Source organism: Paenibacillus sp. MBLB1832, from assembly GCF_032271945.1.
In the GTDB taxonomy this organism is placed as follows: Bacteria; Bacillota; Bacilli; order Paenibacillales; family NBRC-103111; genus Paenibacillus_E; species Paenibacillus_E roseopurpureus.
In genome coordinates this window covers 5,447,947-5,467,500 of sequence record NZ_CP130319.1, presented here as the reverse complement: position 1 = coordinate 5,467,500, position 19,554 = coordinate 5,447,947, and the positions used below count along the sequence as shown (strand labels likewise).

The following is a 19,554-nucleotide window of genomic DNA, read 5'->3' as shown; positions in this document are numbered from 1 at the left end:
TAGAAGCAGCCACCATTGAAAGAGTGCGTAATAGCTCACTGGTCGAGTGACTCTGCGCCGAAAATGTAACGGGGCTAAACACGCCACCGAAGCTATGGCTTGCACGTATGTGCATGGGTAGGGGAGCGTTGTGTATACATTGAATTCTGACCGTAAGGACAGGTGGAGCGTACACAAGTGAGAATGCCGGTATAAGTAACGAAAAGATCAGTGAGAATCTGATCCGCCGAAAACCTAAGGGTTCCTGAGGAAGGCTCGTCCGCTCAGGGTAAGTCGGGACCTAAGGCGAGGCCGAAAGGCGTAGTCGATGGACAACAGGTGGAAATTCCTGTACCACCGTAGCCGTTATGAGCAATGGAGTGACGCAGAAGGATAGTGACGCGAGCTGATGGATGCTCGTCCAAGCAGTGAGGCTGGTTAGTAGGCAAATCCGCTAACCGTAAGGCTGGGCTGTGATGGGGAGGGAAACTTAAGTACCGAAGGTCATGATTTCACACTGCCAAGAAAAGCTTCTAGCCAGGCGAAGGTGCCCGTACCGCAAACCGACACAGGTGGGTGAGAAGAGAATTCTAAGGCGCGCGGAAGAACTCTCGTTAAGGAACTCGGCAAAATGACCCCGTAACTTCGGGAGAAGGGGTGCCTCGGTAGGGTGAATAGCCCGAGGGGGCCGCAGTGAAAAGGCCCAAGCGACTGTTTAGCAAAAACACAGGTCTGTGCGAAGCCGCAAGGCGAAGTATACGGGCTGACGCCTGCCCGGTGCTGGAAGGTTAAGAGGAGTGGTTAGGGGCAACCCGAAGCTATGAATTGAAGCCCCAGTAAACGGCGGCCGTAACTATAACGGTCCTAAGGTAGCGAAATTCCTTGTCAGGTAAATTCTGACCCGCACGAATGGCGTAACGACTTGGGCGCTGTCTCAACGAGAGATCCGGTGAAATTTTAATACCTGTGAAGATGCAGGTTACCCGCGACAAGACGGAAAGACCCCATGGAGCTTTACTGCAGCTTGATATTGGACTTTGGTACGATCTGTACAGGATAGGTGGGAGCCTTTGAAGCCTGAGCGCCAGCTTGGGTGGAGGCGCCGTTGGGATACCACCCTGATCGTATCGGAGTTCTAACCTGGTACCGTGAACCGGTATGGGGACAGTGTCAGGTGGGCAGTTTGACTGGGGCGGTCGCCTCCTAAAATGTAACGGAGGCGTTTAAAGGTTCCCTCAGAATGGTTGGAAATCATTCGCAGAGTGCAAAGGCATAAGGGAGCTTGACTGCGAGACCTACAAGTCGAGCAGGGACGAAAGTCGGACTTAGTGATCCGGTGGTACCGAATGGAAGGGCCATCGCTCAACGGATAAAAGCTACCCTGGGGATAACAGGCTTATCTCCCCCAAGAGTCCACATCGACGGGGAGGTTTGGCACCTCGATGTCGGCTCATCGCATCCTGGGGCTGAAGTAGGTCCCAAGGGTTGGGCTGTTCGCCCATTAAAGCGGTACGCGAGCTGGGTTCAGAACGTCGTGAGACAGTTCGGTCCCTATCTGTCGCGGGCGTAGGAAATTTGAGAGGAGCTGTCCTTAGTACGAGAGGACCGGGATGGACGTACCGCTGGTGTACCAGTTGTCTCGCCAGAGGCATCGCTGGGTAGCTATGTACGGAGGGGATAAGCGCTGAAAGCATCTAAGCGCGAAGCCCCCCTCAAGATGAGATTTCCCAGTATGTAAGACCCCTTGTAGACGACGAGGTTGATAGGTTCGAGGTGGAAGTGCGGTAACGTATGCAGCTGACGAATACTAATCGGTCGAGGGCTTAACCTAATATAGGGATCTTTTAGCGGAGCTAAAAGTCTCTCAGATTTAACAGCTGACTAAGCAGCTAACCGCTACGTGTAACGTAGACGGTGAAGATTACTTTACAAAGTTTCGTATCTAGTTTTCAAGGCGCAAACCACGCTTTGACTGTTTGGTGATGATGGCGGAAGGGATCCACGCGTTCCCATCTCGAACACGACCGTTAAGCCTTCCAGCGTCGATGGTACTTGAACCGCAGGGTTCTGGGAGAGTAGAACGTTGCCAAACATTGTTCCCTGATAGCTCAGTTGGTAGAGCACTCGACTGTTAATCGAGTTGTCACAGGTTCGAGTCCTGTTCGGGGAGCCATTGCTTCCATAGCTCAGTCGGTAGAGTGCATCCATGGTAAGGATGAGGTCACCGGTTCGATTCCGGTTGGAAGCTCCAGTCATTTTATTTGCAAGGCCCGTTGGTCAAGTGGTTAAGACACCTCCCTTTCACGGAGGTAACAGGGGTTCGAGTCCCCTACGGGTCACCATTTTTACTCCTATGGAGGCTTAGCTCAGCTGGGAGAGCATCTGCCTTACAAGCAGAGGGTCGGCGGTTCGATCCCGTCAGCCTCCACCATAATTTTTAATTTGCCGTTGTAGCTCAACTGGTAGAGCAACTGACTTGTAATCAGTAGGTTGGGGGTTCAAGTCCTCTCGACGGCATGCTTTTATTGGGGATTAGCCAAGCGGTAAGGCAACGGACTTTGACTCCGTCATGCCAAGGTTCAAATCCTTGATCCCCAGCCATTTTTCTTACTATGAGTCATTAGCTCAGTTGGTAGAGCACCTGACTTTTAATCAGGGTGTCGTAGGTTCGAATCCTACATGACTCAGTTTTCATTCATAGGGATCTTTAGGCGTAGACTAAAGACTCTCAGATTTATGAAACACATGCGCGTATGGCGGAATTGGCAGACGCACTAGACTTAGGATCTAGCGGGTGACCGTGGGGGTTCAAGTCCCTCTACGCGCATCAAATCCTCGTGAATATTCATATTCGTGAGGTACCCTGCGGAAGTGGCTCAGCGGTAGAGCATCGCCTTGCCAAGGCGAGGGTCGCGGGTTCGATCCCCGTCTTCCGCTCCATTTTATTAAGCGCCCTTAGCTCAGCTGGATAGAGTATTTGACTACGAATCAAAAGGTCGGGAGTTCGAATCTCTCAGGGCGCGCCATTTTTTATAAGTTATAAAAAGAGTATCGGGACGTAGCTCAGCTTGGTAGAGCACCTGCTTTGGGAGCAGGGGGTCGCATGTTCAAATCGTGTCGTCCCGATCATTTTCTAAACTACGCGGGCGTAGTTTAATGGTAGAACTTCAGCCTTCCAAGCTGATCGCGCGGGTTCGATTCCCGCCGCCCGCTTAATCAGTAGAGACCACCTTCGGGTGGTCTTTTTTCTATGAGGAAATCTTCGTCTGGATCACGTATTTACTGAACTTTGCAGGAGAGATGAAAGAAATTCATGATTCTAATTTCTTATCAATACATTAATTTCCAAGGGGAATCGTACGGTTTTTTTTTATTTTAATACTATGTGTTGTGAACATATTGTGGTAAAATATTCTGAAATGAGTTTTTATAGCGAATAGCTTTTGTAGAGAGAAGCATTAATGCATCATAGTGAATAGATGGGGTGGAGAGTAATGGTGGAGATTGATATCGTCCTACAAAAACAAAGTACGAATAATCTGCTGCGCAGAGATGTTCGTTTTCTTGGACACATACTAGGTGAAGTTCTTGTACATCAAGGCGGTAATGATCTGCTGGATGTTGTTGAACGCATTCGTGAGATGAGCAAGTCGTTAAGAGCACACTATGTCATTGAGATCTACGATGAATTTAAGAAAACAATTTCTTCTCTGGATCCCGTTATTCGCCATCAGGTGATTCGTGCTTTTGCTATATATTTTCAACTAGTCAATATTGCAGAACAAAATCATCGTATTCGTCGTAAACACGACTATGAGCGCTCTTCGGGTGAATCTGTACAACCAGGTTCAATCGAGAGTATTGTTCAAGAGTTGAAGAATACGCATATTCCAACTGCTGAGGTTAAAGAAATCCTCAAATCGATTTCCTTGGAACTTGTTATGACTGCACACCCAACTGAAGCTATGCGTCGTGCTGTGCTTGATATTAATCTTCGAATTTCGGAAGACATGATGAAGTTGGATAATCCGAATTTGACGCACCGTGAACGTGAGAAATTGCGTGAGAAGCTCCTGGGCGAGGTTCTTAATCTTTGGCAAACTGACGAGCTTCGTGATCGTAAACCAACGGTTATCGATGAGGTTCGCAATGGTTTGTACTATTTCGACGAGACGCTATTCGATGTATTGCCAGAAGTGTATCATGAGCTGGAGCGGTGCTTAAATAAATATTACCCAGAAGACAAGTGGCATGTGCCGTCTTTCTTGAAGTTCGGTTCATGGATCGGTGGAGATCGCGATGGGAATCCTTCGGTTCGTGCGAATGTAACATGGGAAACCCTAGGATTGCACCGTCAATTAGCGTTGCAGAAGTATGAAGAGGTTCTGAAAGAATCGCTTGAGCATATGAGCTTCAGCAAAAACATTGTAGCGGTCAGCGATGCCCTGCTCGAATCGATCCAGGCGGATCGCGATGCGCTAGGTAACGTTCAAGATGTTTGGCGGAATGAGAAAGAGCCGTACCGAATCAAAACGACCTACATGATCGAGAAGGTGCACAACACTGGTAATGCGAATGTGCCTACGACTCAGAAGTACAACAGTCCAGATGAGTTTATTCAAGATTTGCAAATCATGGAGGCTAGTTTGCGTGGACATTTTGCAGACTATGTGGCTGATAAATATATTAAGAAGCTGATTCGCCAGGTTGAGCTATTCGGATTCCACCTCGCTGCGCTGGATATTAGACAGCACAGTAAAGAGCATGAGAATGCGATGACGGAAATTTTGGCGAAAATGGGCATTACCCCAGATTACAGCAAGCTGTCGGAAGAAGAGAAGATTACCCTTCTGACCAATGTTCTGAACGATCCGCGTCCGATTACATCGACGTACTTGGATTACTCCGATGGTACGAAGGAATGTCTGGACGTTTACCGTACGGTCGGTATGGCGCAAAAGGAATTCGGACGCAATTGTATTAACAGCTACCTGATCAGTATGACACAAGGTGCGAGCGATTTGCTTGAGGTTGTTGTCTTCGCGAAAGAAGCAGGTCTCTATCGCAAAGAAAGCGATGGAACGGTGACGAGCACGGTGCAGTCTGTACCTTTGTTTGAGACAATCGATGACTTGCATGCTGCGCCTGGCATCATGAGCACATTGCTGGCGATTCCAGCGTATCGCGCAAGTATTGATCCAGAAACACAGCTGCACGAAATTATGTTGGGCTATTCGGATAGTAATAAAGACGGCGGCGTGATTACAGCGAACTGGGAGCTGCGGATGGCGCTTCAAGACATCACGGAAGCAGCGAAGCAATTCGGCGTGAAGCTGAAGTTCTTCCACGGCCGTGGAGGCGCACTAGGCCGCGGCGGTATGCCTTTGAACCGCAGCATTATGGCACAGCCTGTTGAGACGCTTGGCGGCGGCATTAAGATCACGGAGCAAGGCGAAGTATTATCTTCACGTTACTCTCTGCAAGGGATTGCGTACCGCAGCTTGGAGCAAGCGACGTTTGCTTTGATCACAGCATCGAAGCTGTCCCGTTCCCCACAGAGACATTCAAAGGAAGACAAGTGGGAGAACATTATGCGCGGCATTTCGGAGCAGGCGCAAACGAAGTATCAGGATCTTATTTTCAGAGACGAGGACTTCTTAACCTTCTTCAAAGAATCTACGCCACTGCCTGAGATCGGTGAGCTGAATATCGGTTCCCGTCCGTCCAAGCGGAAGAATAGTGATAAGTTCGAAGATCTGCGCGCGATCCCGTGGGTGTTCTCATGGACGCAAACGAGATACCTGCTTCCAGCATGGTATGCGGCAGGTACGGGCTTGCAAAGTTTTGCACAGGGGAATGAAGCGAATCTAGCTGTCCTGAAAGAAATGTATGAGGAATGGTCCTTCTTCCGTACGATGATTGATAATTTGCAAATGGCGTTAGCCAAAGCTGATCTTCTAATTGCGAAAGAATACGGCAGCTTAGTAAAAGATTCCGCGATTGCTGACCGAATCTTTAACCTCATTAAAGATGAGTATGAATTAACGTCATCAATTATTTTACAAATTACAGGTCAACAAGAGATCTTGGACAATGTGCCTGTTATTCAAGAATCGATTAGATTGCGTAACCCTTACGTAGATCCGCTTAGCTACATGCAAGTTGAGCTGCTGACGGAGCTTCGTGCACTGCGTGAAAACAATGAGGATGACGCGATTCTGTTACGTGAAGTACTTCTTACAATCAATGGGATTGCCGCGGGTCTTCGGAATACGGGCTGATCCTTTACAACACAATAAGATTAGCAACAGGATGATAAAGTCGGGGGCCTTGCAGATATGCGGGCAGCTCGGCTTTTCCTGCGATTACTGGGATTTGCCCATAGACAGGAGGTCTGCGGCAGCATGGGGCGATGGGTAGCGATTATTCTTGTTATTATTGGGGCTTCGAGCTACGGCTTGCTCTCTTCTTTTATTAAAATGGCGTACGATCAAGGGTTCACAGATAGCCAGATTACGCCTGCACAGATGACTATGGGGACATTGTTCGTCTGGATGCTGATTCTTTTTCACAAGGAGTCGTGGGTCAATCCGTTTAAAGGGCCGTGGATTAAGCTGAGCTTGATTGGGATCTTCGGTTTGTCCATGACGACGATCCTTTATAATATTGCGCTGCAGGATTTGGATGCTTCGCTGTCTATTATTTTGCTTTTTCAGTTCACGTGGATGACCATTGCGTTGGATTGCATCATTAATAGAAGATGGTCAAAACGGATGGAAGCGATCGCGGTTGTTCTGATTTTGACAGGAACGGTGCTGGCTGTGAATATCACAGATACGAATTGGAGCGACCTGAGTTTACGCGGCATGGTATTCGGACTTATTTCGGCTTTAACGTATAGTATCTTTTTATTTTTTACAGGTCAGGTAGAAAGTTCGCTTCCTCCACTCATGAATTCTGCCATTATGCTGACGGCGGCGTTGCCTGTTCTCTATGTTTTGTTTCCACCGACGGTGTTTGTTCATGAAAATGGGGGGATGCTGATTCTGTGGGGCTTGCTGCTAGGCCTTCTAGGACAAGCGATACCGACCGTTGCGTTCAATATAGGGATACCGCGAATCGGAAGCAGTTTAGCTGCTATGCTAGGCTCAATGGAGCTTCCAGTGGCCATACTGGCGGCATATCTGCTGATTGGAGAGCCAATTGGCGCGATGCAATGGGGTGGCATGGCGCTTATTCTTGGCGGTATAATTATTTCTGAAAACAAATCGTAATTGCTGCGTATAGATAAGGTAGAGACTTTGAATTGTCGAGAAGCCGGAGGATAACGAATTGAACTTTGTTGAAACACGACTGGCTAAGCTGGCCAGGAATGGGGATCGAAACGCTTTTGCGGAGCTCGTGGAGCTGTATAAGGATAAGATCTTTCATTTGGCTTACCGTATGCTGAATAACAAGCAAGAAGCTGAAGATGCCGTGCAAGAAACGTTTCTGCGTGTGTATACAAATTTGCATCGGTATGATGAGAATCAGAAGTTTTCTACATGGATTTTTCGGATTGGGACAAACCTGTGTATTGATAAACTGCGTAGGCGTAGGCATACATACTCGCTTGATGCGGAGATGTCGGACGGAGAGGGCAATGATTACTATGCTATGCTGCCTAGTGATGAGGATACGCCAGAGAAGCAGTTAATTATATCGGAGACACAAGCACAGATTCATAGAGCCATCGAGACGCTGCCTGAAAAATATAAGTCTGTTGTTGTGCTGAGGTACATGCATGATATGTCCCTGCAAGAGATTAGTGAAGTGCTTGATATGCCAGTGACGACGATCAAAACACGCGTACATCGGGGCCGCGAGTACCTGCGTAAGAAGTTGGAGCAAGAGGAACAAGTTGTTAGCACAAATCCTGTTTAGAAGTGAAACATATTTGCATTTCAAACGTATGGTATATCACAAAACGCAAAAGCTAAAGAAAGGGGTGGCTGCAAACGTGAATTGTAAAGAAGCCCTCCCGCTCATACATGAATATCTCGACGGTGATTTGCCTAAATCCGAGACGCTGCATTTGAAGGAGCACCTGATCGCTTGCCAAGTTTGTAACACAAGATTCAAGCAATTGGAGAAAACAGATGCTATGGTTCGAATGCTGCCATCTATCCAAGTACCTGATACACTAACTGCACAGATCATGAGCGGACTACCACCGATGAAGAAGAAAAATAGTTGGACTGAGTGGGTCCGCAGACATCCAGCGGTTTCGGTTTCTATCGTGTTCGGAGCGGTCATGTTTGGAAGTTACGTGTCGATGTGGGATGATGAGAAAAGTCTCATGGTGCAGGGAAGCAATTTGCAAGATGTCGTTATTCAAGGGGATACGGTTATTGTTCCACAAGGTCATACAGTTAACGGCGATCTTGTCGTCAAGCGCGGCGAACTGAAGGTGGAAGGCGATGTGACGGGTAATGTGGTTGTGATTGACGGCACGGTCAACCTTGCCTCGACGGCGCATATCTCTGGCGAAGTCAAACAAGTCGATGAGGCATTGGGCTGGGTATGGTACAAATTAGGTGAGTTCGTGGGGAAAATGACACATTAAAACAGCGTCCCTTATAGTGAAGCTATAGGGGACTTTTTTTCTAAAAATTGATATAGGAAAAATGAACCATTTCTTCTGCAGGAAGTCTAGATAAATAGAAGTATACCTAGGATTATGTTATGATTCTAATATAGAGAGAACTTTGTCAGTCGCCTGGGGGAGAAAATAATGGATTTGATCACGAGCATCTCGGCAAGAGATATCGTCGATATATTGATCGTAAGCTATGTGATATACAAATTAATCCTGTTGGTGCGAGGGACAAGGGCTATTCAACTGATGAAGGGCATCCTCGTTGTCGTCATTACTTGGGTGATTAGTATTTGGTTCCAGCTAAGCACACTGCAGTGGATGATGAATCAAACGTTCACCTTCGGTGTCCTGGGGGTCATTATTATTTTCCAACCCGAGCTTCGACGCGCCTTGGAGCAACTAGGTCGGGGTAAGCTGTTCAGTTCGAGATCGTCTTCGGAAGAGGATCAAGATGTGACGAAACGGATCAGCGAAGTGATACGGGCCGCTAACTATTTGGCCAAACGTAAAATTGGGGCTTTGATTGTTTTTGAGAAGGAAACAGGTCTGACCGACTACGTTGAATCTGGAATTGCGATAGAAAGTAAGATCAGCGGCGAGCTGTTAATTAATATTTTTATTCCGAATACACCCCTGCATGATGGAGCGGTGATTATTCGGCAAGGGCAGCTGATGGCGGCTGGTTGTTATTTGCCCTTATCTGAAAATCCTTTCATTTCAAAAGAATTAGGAACACGGCACCGCGCGGCGATCGGGATGAGTGAGGTATCCGATGCGATGTGTGTTATTGTGTCTGAAGAAACGGGGCAAATCTCCTTAACGATGAATGGACATATTGTGCGTGATATTAAAGAAGAATCGTTGATTTCCAAGCTTTTTGAAGAGCTGAAACCGAAGACAAAAACCAATGAGAAGAACCCTTTCTTGAAATGGAGGGGACGTTCGAATGGATAAATGGTTGCGCAATACGAATGTCGTACGGATCGTGGCTCTTGTGATCGGGATTCTTTTGTGGGTCGTTGTACATATGGAAGAGACGAATATTTCGGGGAATTCACCGCTTCGGGAACGCGAAGAGACGATCAATAATGTATCGATTACGGCAAAATATGATGAAACCCACTACCATATCTCGTCGATGGCTCCATCGAATGTACAGGTCATTCTGAGAGGGAAAGAATCGGCAGTTAAGAAGGTCACCACGAGCAACGCGTATCAAATTCAACTGGATTTAACCGAGGTAGGGAAGGGCGATCATCAGCTTCCGCTGAGAGCTGTCGGCATTTCATCTGATGTGGAAGTCGAAATTGTACCTAGATCGGTACATGTAATTATCGAAGAGCTGCAGATGAAGGAAGTGCCTGTTGTCATTAACGTCAAGGGTACGCCAGCAGCAGGACTGAAAGCGGGACAACCTATCGTGAAGCCGAGCAAAGTGTACATTACGGCGCAGACGAGCAAGCTGGATCAGATCGAAAATGTCCGCGGCGAAGTGTCGGTGGATAAAGCACAATCGGCTGTGACGAAGCAGGTGAGATTGCAGGCTTTTGACAAGGAAGGGAAAGAGGTTGTACTGGGCATTAATCCTTCGGTTGTCGATGTCGAAGTACCGATTACGAGTCCGTTTCAAACCATTCCGTTACAGATCAAAATCAGCGGTGAACCGCCAAAAGGCTATGCGATTGCGATGGTGACCCAAACACCCGATAAGGTAACGGTTTACGGTGCCCAGGATGTCGTAGATCGCCTGGAGTTTTATCAAGGGCCACAGCTGAATGTGCAGGATTTGAAGGATACAAAAGATTTCGCACTGGACATTCCGCTCAGGAATAAAGTAACTCAACTGGATCCTGCGAAGGTCACTGTGCATGTGGAAATCGTACCTTCAACGACGAAAGCCGTAGAAAATGTGCCGATCACGATCATTGGTCCCAATGAAAATTACTCGACTAAAGTGATACAGCCTGACACGGCTAAGCTGAATATTACAGTTGAAGGGGCGCCTGCCATTATTGATCAATTGAAAGTTGGGGACATTCAAGCGATACTAGATGTAAGTAATTTGCCTCCAGGCAAGCATGAGCTTACCGTGACATTGAATTTGCCAACCTTCGTGAAATTGGGATTGCCGCAAGAAGTGAAGGCTATGGTTGAAATAAGTGAGAAAAAAGTGCCGACAACGAATCCATAATGGGATATAGAGAAAGAGGAGAATACTAAAATGGGGAAATATTTTGGTACGGATGGTGTGCGCGGTGTCGCCAATGGCGAGCTTACACCAGAATTAGCTTATAAGGTTGGCCGCTGCGGCGGGTATGTGTTGACGAGACAGGCGAAGCATCCGAAAGTCGTGATTGGGAGAGATACGCGAATTTCGGGGCCAATGCTGGAAGCATCCCTTGTAGCAGGACTGTTGTCGATTGGCGTTGAGGTTATCCGGATTGGCGTGGTAAGTACACCAGCTGTTGCTTATTTGACAAAAAAGCTAGGCGCAGACGCCGGCGTTATGATCTCGGCTTCGCACAATCCAGTTGAGGATAACGGGATTAAGTTTTTTGGTGGCGACGGCTTCAAGCTATTGGATGAGACGGAGCTTGAAATTGAACAGCTGCTGGACGCAGCTGTGGATGAACTGCCTCGACCAGTTGGCGGCGAGATCGGCACGGTTTCGGATCAGCCAGATGCGAAGCTCGCTTATCTGGCGTTCTTGAAGGAGACGGTAAGTGCGTCATTCGCTGGCGTGAAGGTTGTTTTGGACTGCGCTCATGGCTCCGCCTATGAGCTTGCTCCTACTATCTTCCGCGAGCTGGGAGCGGAAGTGATCACCATCGGCGCGGAGCCGAATGGGCGCAACATCAACGATGATTGCGGCTCCACCCACCCCGAGAAGCTTCGCGCTGAGGTGGTTAAGCATGGCGCAGCCATCGGGTTGGCCTTTGACGGCGACGCGGATCGTCTGATCGCGATTGATGAGAGGGGCGATGAAGTCGACGGCGACTTCATCTTGAGCATTCTTGGCGATGCGCTGAATCGCCAAGGGAAGCTGAACCACGGCACCATTGTGACGACGGTGATGGCGAATATCGGCTTTTTCAAGGGGATTGAAAAAGCGGGCTTGAAGGCTCTGCAAACGGCTGTAGGCGATCGTTATGTGATGGAAGAGATGCGTAAAGGCGGTTACAACCTCGGCGGTGAGCAATCGGGTCATGTGATTTTCCTCGACTACATCTCCACAGGTGATGGCATTCTGACTGCGCTGCAATTGGTAAATACGCTAGTTCAATCCGGGCGCAAGCTGAGTGATTTGAAAGGCATTATGCGTAAATTCCCGCAGCTATTAGTTAATATCCGTGTAGCGGATAAGAGCAAGCTGAAGGATAATGCGGTGATTGAAGAAGCGATCCGTAAGGTAGAAGATGAGCTCGGCGATAACGGCCGCGTGCTCGTTCGTCCATCAGGGACGGAATCGTTGATTCGTGTTATGGCCGAAGGTCCTGATAAAGAGCAAGTGGAAGCGTATGTTCACGATATTGCCAAGGTGATTCAAGAGCAATTAGTGTAAATGAATAGGCGGCTAGTCCCTCATTTTGCCTGATTGGGGTGAAATGGGGGATGAGGTGTGCCAAATAAATGTTGCGTGCTTGAATGAAAATGCATATGATGTAGTTACTCTAGAAGGAAAGGCAGGGTAGAGGTTATACGTAATCAATAGCGCCAGAACTCGCAGGCGGGACGGAAATGCAGCCGAAAGGCTGTTACTACGCTGTGAGTTGACGAGGTGAAGGTGTTCGAAACATTCGGCGGGGACCTTCCGGTACGAGGAGTGCCGTTAAGTTGGAGTGCAAAATCGTTCGGGCGACCGAGCAGACAAGAATCCAACGTCTATTATTTTGCTTTGTACATGATGAAACGCTCTTATAGATGATTTATTTAGTTATGTTTAATTGTGATTTGAGATCCTTGACAAACAGCCCTTTACGATGCGGCTTATAAAAATTTGGAGGTTATTTAACTATGTGCGGAATTGTTGGTTATATTGGAAAGCGTAATTCTCAGGAGATTTTGTTGGAAGGTCTCAAAAAGCTGGAGTATCGCGGCTATGACTCTGCAGGTGTAGCGGTGTATACGGCGGATGGGTTGCAAATTAAGAAGGCCAAAGGACGTATTGCGAACCTGGAGTCGAAGCTGGATGAGACGCCTCTGAACGGCAGTGTAGGTATTGGACATACGCGTTGGGCGACACATGGTAAGCCATCTGACGTGAATTCACACCCACATACGGATAATTCCTTGAAATTCTCGGTTGTTCACAACGGGATCATCGAGAATTACATTACGCTGAAAGAAGAATTGATCGCGAAAGGGCACGTGTTTGTATCGGAGACAGATACGGAAGTTATTTCGCATTTGATCGCGAGTGTGTATGAAGGTGACATCCTCAAAGCGGTTCAACAAGCCGTGAAGCACATGACGGGGGCGTTTGCGTTGGGTGTTTTGACGGAGTTTGAACCAGACCGCCTCGTGGCTGTACGTCAAGCTAGTCCGCTTATTATCGGGATTGGCGAAGGCGAGAATTTCATTGGTTCTGACATCCCGGCGATTCTGGAATATACACGTAACGTGTTCATTCTAAATGACGGCGAAATGGCGCTATTGACGCGGGATTCTGTCGAATTAATGACTTTAGAGGGGAATTTTATTTCCAGGGAAATGTTCCATGTCGATTGGGATATTGTGACGGCAGAAAAAGCCGGATTCGATCATTTTATGTTGAAAGAAATTTATGACCAGCCGAAAGCTTACCGCGACACGATGGGTAGTCGCATTCTGCCTGATGGCAGCGGCGTTACGTTGAATGAGCTGACGATTACAGCGGAAGCGATTCGCAACATTAGTCGTGTGCACATCGTCGCATGCGGAACAGCGTTCCATGCCGGTATGGTTGGGAAATATGTCATTGAAAAAATGGCGCGTATTCCGGTTGAAACGGATGTAGCGTCTGAATATCGTTATCGTTCCCCGATTATCACGAAGGATACGCTTGTCATTGTTGTGAGCCAGTCCGGTGAAACGGCGGATACGTTGGCGGCACTGCGTGAAGCGAAGCGTTGCGGAGCACACGTGTTGGCGATCACAAACGTGGTAGGAAGCTCGGTTGCGCGTGAAGCGAACGATATTATTACAACATGGGCAGGACCGGAAATTGCGGTAGCGTCGACGAAAGCGTACACGTCGCAATTGATCGCGTTCTACTTGCTTGGCTTGCACTTGGCGCAAACACTAGGTACGCAAACGCAAGAGGAGATTGCGGAAGTGATTGCTGCGATGCGAGCGTTGCCTGAGCAGGTTGAGCAGATTTTGGAGCAAGCAGAAGCGTTGAAAGTTGTCGCTGAAGAGATGGCGAAGCACGATAACTTGTTCTTCATCGGCCGCGGCTTGGATTATGCGGTAGCGTTGGAAGGCTCTCTCAAGTTGAAAGAGATCTCCTATATTCACTCCGAGGCATATGCCGCGGGTGAGTTGAAGCATGGTACACTGGCGTTGATCGAGGATGATATCCCGGTTATTGCGTTGGGGACACAGCATGAGCTGTTGGAGAAAACGGTGAGCAATATCAAAGAAGTGAAGGCGCGCGGTGCGAACGTTCTGGGTATTGCGGTGGCAGGTGAAACCGAGCTGCAGAAGTCGGTGGACAGCACGTTTATCATCCCGAAAACACTGGACGTCTTGACGCCTGCGTTGTCGGTCGTGCCGTTGCAGTTGTTGTCTTACTACGCATCGTTGGCACGTGGGAATGATGTCGATAAGCCAAGAAATTTGGCGAAAAGTGTGACTGTTGAGTAGATTTGAAGCAGTGAAATAAAGTAGTAGCAGCACTACCCCTCGATCAAATGAAATGCGTCCGCCAGGAATGGTTGGGCGCTTTTTCTTTTTGACGCGGTATGGGTGATGTAATATAACCGTCTTATATTGCTTGTTTGAATAGTATGAATTGTGATGGAAAAGGGATTTTTTTCTAAGATATTAAATAAATAAACAACTAAAATAATCGGCTTGAGTTGACTTTTGCTGTACTATGCATATCCATCGGAAGATCCACGGTTTAAAATTCCGAAAAAATTGATTCACTGGACTATAAATACTTCCATAAAGCAATTTGCCAGATATGGTATACAAGAAAGAGGATTTGATGAAGACGGAGAAAAACTTGAAGCAGCATCATTGGATTTTGGTGAAGGGTAGCAGAATCCCTACATACAAGTGAAGCTGCATTTGCAGTCATAATGGACATTATCGTAAATCAAGCCATTAATAATGATTCATCATTAAAATGTGTGTGGTTTGATGGCAGCTGGGATATCGATGGAAAAGAATGGGCAGAATTTATTGTACATCATCGCCTCGAAAAGGATAGTTTATATTGTACAAATTCTTACTGTAATGGGCATCCCGATATAATGATAGGACCAGTTGCTGATGGAAATGCGATTTCACTTAATGCCGAGAAAGTCCGCGATGGTAAGATTTCAATCAAAGAGTTCTACGATAATTAAAGGTGGGGGTTTTTATGTCAAAGCACACTGATGAAGAAATTATAGGTATGCTTAGATTAACGGAGAAAAGCCTCGCTAAGTATCTTTCGAGAAAGTACGAAACAATAGCTGATCCCTCGGACACGGCAAGAGATTTAGTAGCATCATTTAAAAATATTTTTATCGATATTCTTGATAAACCTCATGGCGGCACATTCGCACCAGAGGAGCTGGCTCAAATTATTCTATCTCACAATAAGCATACGGGAAATGCAATTGGTCTTCCGATCGCACCTAACCAAACAAATGACCGAACCACGTTATTACAAATGTAAACTGAACGCTTCTCTACAAGGGAGCTTTGTCAAGCTGTTTGATAGCACGAAACAAAAGCCGCTTGTGGAGATGGTCAGCCAGATCAATGAGAATTACGTTAAGATTATGGACTAGTATGGAACCAACTTTATGTAAAAACAAGACAAGTCCCGACATATCACAATAGATATGTCGGGACTTGTCTTGTTTTACAAAGGGAGGATTATTATTGCGAAGGTATACGCCACTGCGAATCCTCACTAACGGGCTCCTGCCCAACGCGAGGATGTAAGGTCGTCCAGCTAGCCGCCGATACCGCTTGCAGCGATTAACCGATGATCACTAAGAAATAAAAATCAAGCGAGTTCGCGCTAGCCGTCGGGTACAGTGATATTCATACGTTCGGGAAAATGTTCAAAAAGAAAACCGGCACGAGCTTGAGTCATTTTTGCGCTACGCTATTTACGGAGGATTTTGGGCCAGAGGAAGGATAATCTGGGCGTTCATCTGTGATTTTTTTCACATCGAAATCTTTTCCTTGGCGTTACAATGAAACCATAAAGGAAAAGGAGATGGTTCACATGATGAACTGGTTAAGAGGCAATAATTACGCGGCTGTGGTGTTGACGATGATCCGATTGTATGTGGGATGGGAATGGCTGATCGCAGGCTGGCACAAAATTACAGGAGCAAAAGCGTTCGACGCTGCAGGCTTCTTGAAAGGTGCCATTGCGAAGCCGGTTCTTGAACCAGGGACAACAGACCTTGTGTATGGCAACTATGTCGCCTTCCTAAAAAATTTCGCGCTGCCGCATGTTGGGATTTTTAATGTAATTGTACCATGGGGTGAGCTCTTAGTGGGAATAGGCCTTCTAGTCGGAGCACTAACGACTACGGCAATCTTCTTCGGCCTTCTGATGAACTTTATGTATATGTTCGCTGGAACGGTAAGCACGAATCCTTGGCTCATGCTTTTTGGCGCTATCCTGATGGCAGCTGGAGCGAATGCGGGGAAATTCGGTGTTGACCATATCATCCTGCCTTACCTGCACAAAGGGTTCGATAAGCTCGTGGACCGGCTGCATCTAAAACCTAAGTTGAAATAAGTGAGGCTGCTAAATCCTATGAAAAATGCTGAATAACACCTGATCTTTCTGCTCATGTTTGAGGAGAAAGACAGGTGTTTTTTGTGTAAAAGGGGGTCCTGCTACTTATCTTTACTGAGCATCATTTCAAGGATGAGCTTGTCAATTTCAGACGTTGCTTCATTTCCGATCCGACAGAAGTTGTCGATCGTCTTCTCCGCATTATTCTCGATAAACCCATTCGTTGAAGAAATTGTCATTCCTTTGGATGCGAGAAGCGCGGATTGTACGGCTGCACTAGTGCAGGTCGCGACCTTCATGGCACACCCGCCTTTGGCTCCATCGCACATCATCCCAGTTACATTGCCGAGCATGTTTTGGATCGCTGCCTTAATCTCCGATTTCCCGCCGCCAAGCAAATACGTAATGCCACAGCTTGCACCTGTACCCGCAACAGTAACCCCGCAAAGGGCGGACAATCTGCCAAATTTAGATTTAATATAAATGGTCACTAAGTGGCTCAGCGCAACAGCACGTAGAAGTTGCTCCTCCGAGCTACCAAGCTTCTCAGCAGCCGCGATGACAGGGTTAGTCGCTGCAATCCCTTGGTTACCGCTGCCGGAATTGGCCATGACAGGCATACTGGATCCCGCCATACGAGCATCTGACCCAGCTGCTGCCAGAGCCATGGCATGAGAGATTAAATCGTCAGACAAAATCCCCTTTTGGACATTCTCTTTAATCGTTTTTCCTACTTCAAGACCGTATGCTTGTGATAAACCTTCTAGGCCTGCTTGACGGTTCAATGCGATGCTTTGTTTCACTAATTGGAGCTCAGTCAGATCAACGCTATTCACAAAGTCCACGATGCCGTCTAAGGTCAACTCGTCACGTTCTTCTTTGGAGCTCTTCAAGCTCGCGTTTGCGCAACCACCCGATTCAACAATGTTTCCATCAACCTCGACACTTGTAATATTCGTATGATTGTCCGTAATAACAACCCGCGCATATCCGTGGTCTGATTCGAGCAGTACCTCGATATATAGCTTCTTAGGGGTATCTGCTAGATGGACAACGGACATGCCTCGCTCAACCAGATTCTGCGCAGCCGTTATATCTTCAGCTTGAATATCGGCAAGCACTTCTAATTGTTTGTCCGCGTTACCAGCGATGGCGCCCAGCGCCGCAACGAAATCAATCCCTGTCCGTTTCGTACCCGGAATCCCTACGGCAAGTGCATTTTTGATAATACCTGCGCTTGCGTAAACGGTTATTTTCTCCACAGATCCTTTCACATAGATTCTGGCCTTCGCCGCAGCAAGGGCAATGGCAACGGGCTCTGTGCAGCCAAGCGCGACGACGAGTTCATGGTTAAGTATGTTAATGAATGTTTGCATGCTGTAAGATGTACCTCCCATAGCTTAGTTCAACTCCTACTATAACGTAAATGTATGTGGAGCGTATGTTGAAAATATATGGAAATATTTTAATATTCCCCATTAATGAATGTGTTTTGCTATGCCATGTTACTATGCCAACTTTCGGGAGTGTGACATTCTTCACTTACACGGCCTGTGAATGTGTCTAAAGTGAAGGTATACGAATGAGAAAAGGAGACGTGATGACGATGCTTTCGGGCGTTATTTTGGCAGGTGGAACGAATCGTAGAATGCATGGAGAACGGATGGCACTCCTTCCTTTTGGCGGAAAACCAATGATTGCAAGACAATTGGATCGGATGCAGGGGATCTGTGAGGAACTGATTGTTGTGACCCCTGATCCCAAGCCCTATTTACATATCGTTCATCGTTCGGTGCGCATTATTACGGACTTCTATGAAGGACACGGGCCGCTTGGGGGCATGCACGCCGCATTGTCATTGGCGAAGCACAGTTCGGTGTGGATAGTCGGATGCGATATGCCGTTCATTTCGAGTAAAGCAGCAGAATTGCTCTTGGAAAGGAAGAGGGACGGCTTGGAAGCCGTCGTACCTATGATTGCCGGGGAGATCTATCCGTTGCACGGCATTTATGATCGGGTGTGCGCACCCCATATTGTTCCACTTCTTCATCAGGGGGAAACGCAGCTCTCGTCTTTGCTAAAGCACGTCTTCTGGAGCGAATTGGGTGATCAGTTTTTGTACGAGAACGGTGTCGACCTTAATTTTGTATCTCGTATAAAGACGGTAGAGGATTATGAGGCGATGAAGCGGTTCGAAGCTTTACAATCGTAACAATTTGTTCAGTTTTCAAAAGGGATGAAGTGAGGTAAATCACAGATGGGCAAATCCGTTTCTTGTACAATGAGACACAGAATCGTTAACTCATCCTAGGAGGTGGCTGATATGGATGGTCGAAGCAAGCATTCCCGAGATTCTGAATTTGAAAATAATGAACAGGAGCCCTTATTGAACGGAACGTTCGCAGCGGTGCTGTTGTTAGGACTCTTCTTAGTCGTCAGCTGGGTAGCGGTATTTCTGTTATTTATGTCCAGACAGTAATGTCTTGGGGAGGTGGGGTTACATGCAGATTCATAAGCTTGAAAAAATTTGGTTAGCGATTGGGATTACGATGCTTTTTGTATTTTTGGGCGTACTGGGGGTATCCGCGTTTGCGATGGGGGTGAAGCCGCCTAGCGAACATCATCACCGCATCGACCCGTCAAAGGTGCAGGAAACAGCGCCGTTCAACAATCCCGGACTTCGTCCAATAGGCAACCTGGAATATGAGGCGGTCATGACGGCATTTACGTTCGGTTATGCGCCAGACAAAATGGAGATTCCAGTGGGGTCAACGGTTCATTTTACGGTGACGAGCCAAGATGTGGTGCACGGTTTCGCGATCCCAGGGACGAACGTGAACATGATGATTGTGCCTGGAGAAATAAGCCATGTAAGCCATACATTTACGAAGCCTGGGGAGTACCTGATTCTATGCAACGAATATTGCGGCGGGGCGCATGAGTTTATGAAAACGACGATAATCGTGAAATAAGAGAAAAGGGG

The 19,554-nt window shown here is 47.3% G+C and carries 15 protein-coding genes, 12 tRNA genes and 2 rRNA genes (1 of these 29 only partly in view); 28 read left to right on the top strand and 1 reads right to left on the bottom strand.

Annotated elements, in window-relative coordinates; translation table 11 throughout:
• The 25 genes from MJB10_RS24750 to MJB10_RS24630 all read left to right on the top strand — a co-directional run.
• Positions 1 to 1,810: ribosomal RNA gene (locus MJB10_RS24750) — 23S ribosomal RNA — on the top strand (it extends 1,106 nt beyond the left edge of the window).
• Positions 1,811 to 1,954: 144 nt separating this feature from the next.
• Positions 1,955 to 2,071: ribosomal RNA gene (gene rrf / locus MJB10_RS24745) — 5S ribosomal RNA — on the top strand.
• Positions 2,072 to 2,076: 5 nt separating this feature from the next.
• Positions 2,077 to 2,152, top strand: a tRNA-Asn gene (locus tag MJB10_RS24740).
• Between the two features lie 2 nt (positions 2,153 to 2,154).
• Positions 2,155 to 2,230 (top strand) — tRNA-Thr (locus MJB10_RS24735).
• 16 nt (positions 2,231 to 2,246) lie between these two features.
• Positions 2,247 to 2,321 (top strand) — tRNA-Glu (locus MJB10_RS24730).
• 13 nt (positions 2,322 to 2,334) lie between these two features.
• Positions 2,335 to 2,410 (top strand) — tRNA-Val (locus tag MJB10_RS24725).
• Between the two features lie 13 nt (positions 2,411 to 2,423).
• Positions 2,424 to 2,496: transfer RNA gene (locus tag MJB10_RS24720), tRNA-Thr, on the top strand.
• 9 nt (positions 2,497 to 2,505) lie between these two features.
• Positions 2,506 to 2,580 (top strand) — tRNA-Gln (locus MJB10_RS24715).
• Between the two features lie 13 nt (positions 2,581 to 2,593).
• Positions 2,594 to 2,666 (top strand) — tRNA-Lys (locus tag MJB10_RS24710).
• A 60-nt stretch (positions 2,667 to 2,726) separates the two neighbouring features.
• Positions 2,727 to 2,806: transfer RNA gene (locus MJB10_RS24705), tRNA-Leu, on the top strand.
• A 38-nt stretch (positions 2,807 to 2,844) separates the two neighbouring features.
• A tRNA-Gly gene (locus tag MJB10_RS24700) sits at positions 2,845 to 2,919 on the top strand.
• A gap of 9 nt (positions 2,920 to 2,928) precedes the next feature.
• A tRNA-Arg gene (locus tag MJB10_RS24695) sits at positions 2,929 to 3,005 on the top strand.
• A 26-nt stretch (positions 3,006 to 3,031) separates the two neighbouring features.
• Positions 3,032 to 3,105 (top strand) — tRNA-Pro (locus tag MJB10_RS24690).
• Positions 3,106 to 3,121: 16 nt separating this feature from the next.
• Positions 3,122 to 3,192, top strand: a tRNA-Gly gene (locus tag MJB10_RS24685).
• 281 nt (positions 3,193 to 3,473) lie between these two features.
• Positions 3,474 to 6,260 (top strand): phosphoenolpyruvate carboxylase, encoded by a 2,787-nt coding sequence (gene ppc, locus MJB10_RS24680; RefSeq protein WP_314799713.1) that lies wholly within the window; start codon positions 3,474 to 3,476, stop codon positions 6,258 to 6,260.
• 123 nt (positions 6,261 to 6,383) lie between these two features.
• Positions 6,384 to 7,253 carry a DMT family transporter gene (locus MJB10_RS24675; protein ID WP_314799712.1) on the top strand — a complete coding sequence of 290 codons (870 nt, stop codon included), beginning with the start codon at positions 6,384 to 6,386 and terminating at the stop codon, positions 7,251 to 7,253.
• 58 nt (positions 7,254 to 7,311) lie between these two features.
• Positions 7,312 to 7,902, top strand: a complete 591-nt coding sequence (gene sigW, locus MJB10_RS24670) for an RNA polymerase sigma factor SigW (RefSeq protein WP_314799711.1) — start codon at positions 7,312 to 7,314, stop codon at positions 7,900 to 7,902.
• Between the two features lie 76 nt (positions 7,903 to 7,978).
• Complete coding sequence (locus tag MJB10_RS24665) at positions 7,979 to 8,584, top strand: zf-HC2 domain-containing protein (protein WP_314799709.1); 606 nt, start codon at positions 7,979 to 7,981, stop codon at positions 8,582 to 8,584.
• A 168-nt stretch (positions 8,585 to 8,752) separates the two neighbouring features.
• Positions 8,753 to 9,571, top strand: a complete 819-nt coding sequence (gene cdaA, locus MJB10_RS24660; RefSeq protein WP_314799707.1) for a diadenylate cyclase CdaA — start codon at positions 8,753 to 8,755, stop codon at positions 9,569 to 9,571.
• Positions 9,564 to 10,808 carry a CdaR family protein gene (locus MJB10_RS24655; protein ID WP_314799705.1) on the top strand — a complete coding sequence of 415 codons (1,245 nt, stop codon included), beginning with the start codon at positions 9,564 to 9,566 and terminating at the stop codon, positions 10,806 to 10,808. The genes cdaA and MJB10_RS24655 overlap by 8 nt, the downstream gene beginning before the upstream one ends.
• Before the next feature lie 30 nt (positions 10,809 to 10,838).
• Positions 10,839 to 12,179, top strand: a complete 1,341-nt coding sequence (gene glmM / locus MJB10_RS24650) for a phosphoglucosamine mutase (RefSeq protein WP_314799704.1) — start codon at positions 10,839 to 10,841, stop codon at positions 12,177 to 12,179.
• 452 nt (positions 12,180 to 12,631) lie between these two features.
• Entirely contained in the window at positions 12,632 to 14,461 is a 1,830-nt protein-coding gene (gene glmS / locus MJB10_RS24645; RefSeq protein WP_314799702.1) for a glutamine--fructose-6-phosphate transaminase (isomerizing), read from the top strand.
• 440 nt (positions 14,462 to 14,901) lie between these two features.
• Complete coding sequence (locus MJB10_RS24640; protein WP_314799700.1) at positions 14,902 to 15,171, top strand: hypothetical protein; 270 nt, start codon at positions 14,902 to 14,904, stop codon at positions 15,169 to 15,171.
• A gap of 14 nt (positions 15,172 to 15,185) precedes the next feature.
• The gene (locus MJB10_RS24635; protein ID WP_314799699.1) at positions 15,186 to 15,485 is read left to right on the top strand and encodes a hypothetical protein; all 300 of its coding nucleotides are present in this window, start codon (positions 15,186 to 15,188) and stop codon (positions 15,483 to 15,485) included.
• A gap of 561 nt (positions 15,486 to 16,046) precedes the next feature.
• Entirely contained in the window at positions 16,047 to 16,571 is a 525-nt protein-coding gene (locus MJB10_RS24630) for a DoxX family protein (RefSeq protein WP_314799697.1), read from the top strand.
• Positions 16,572 to 16,672: 101 nt separating this feature from the next.
• Here the strand turns inward: MJB10_RS24630 and MJB10_RS24625 are convergent, their stop codons facing one another.
• Positions 16,673 to 17,947, bottom strand: a complete 1,275-nt coding sequence (locus MJB10_RS24625; protein WP_314799695.1) for an L-cysteine desulfidase family protein — start codon at positions 17,945 to 17,947, stop codon at positions 16,673 to 16,675.
• Between the two features lie 206 nt (positions 17,948 to 18,153).
• Between MJB10_RS24625 and mobA the strand changes: the two genes are divergently transcribed.
• The 3 genes from mobA to MJB10_RS24610 all read left to right on the top strand — a co-directional run bounded on the left by mobA (position 18,154) and on the right by MJB10_RS24610 (position 19,543).
• Entirely contained in the window at positions 18,154 to 18,783 is a 630-nt protein-coding gene (gene mobA / locus MJB10_RS24620) for a molybdenum cofactor guanylyltransferase (protein WP_314799693.1), read from the top strand.
• 111 nt (positions 18,784 to 18,894) lie between these two features.
• A complete protein-coding gene (locus MJB10_RS24615; protein ID WP_314799691.1) occupies positions 18,895 to 19,050 on the top strand; it encodes a cytochrome c oxidase subunit 2A in 156 nt (51 codons plus the stop codon).
• A gap of 22 nt (positions 19,051 to 19,072) precedes the next feature.
• Positions 19,073 to 19,543, top strand: coding sequence for a cytochrome c oxidase subunit II (locus tag MJB10_RS24610; protein ID WP_314799690.1), 471 nt, complete (start codon positions 19,073 to 19,075; stop codon positions 19,541 to 19,543).
• Positions 19,544 to 19,554 lie beyond the last annotated feature (11 nt).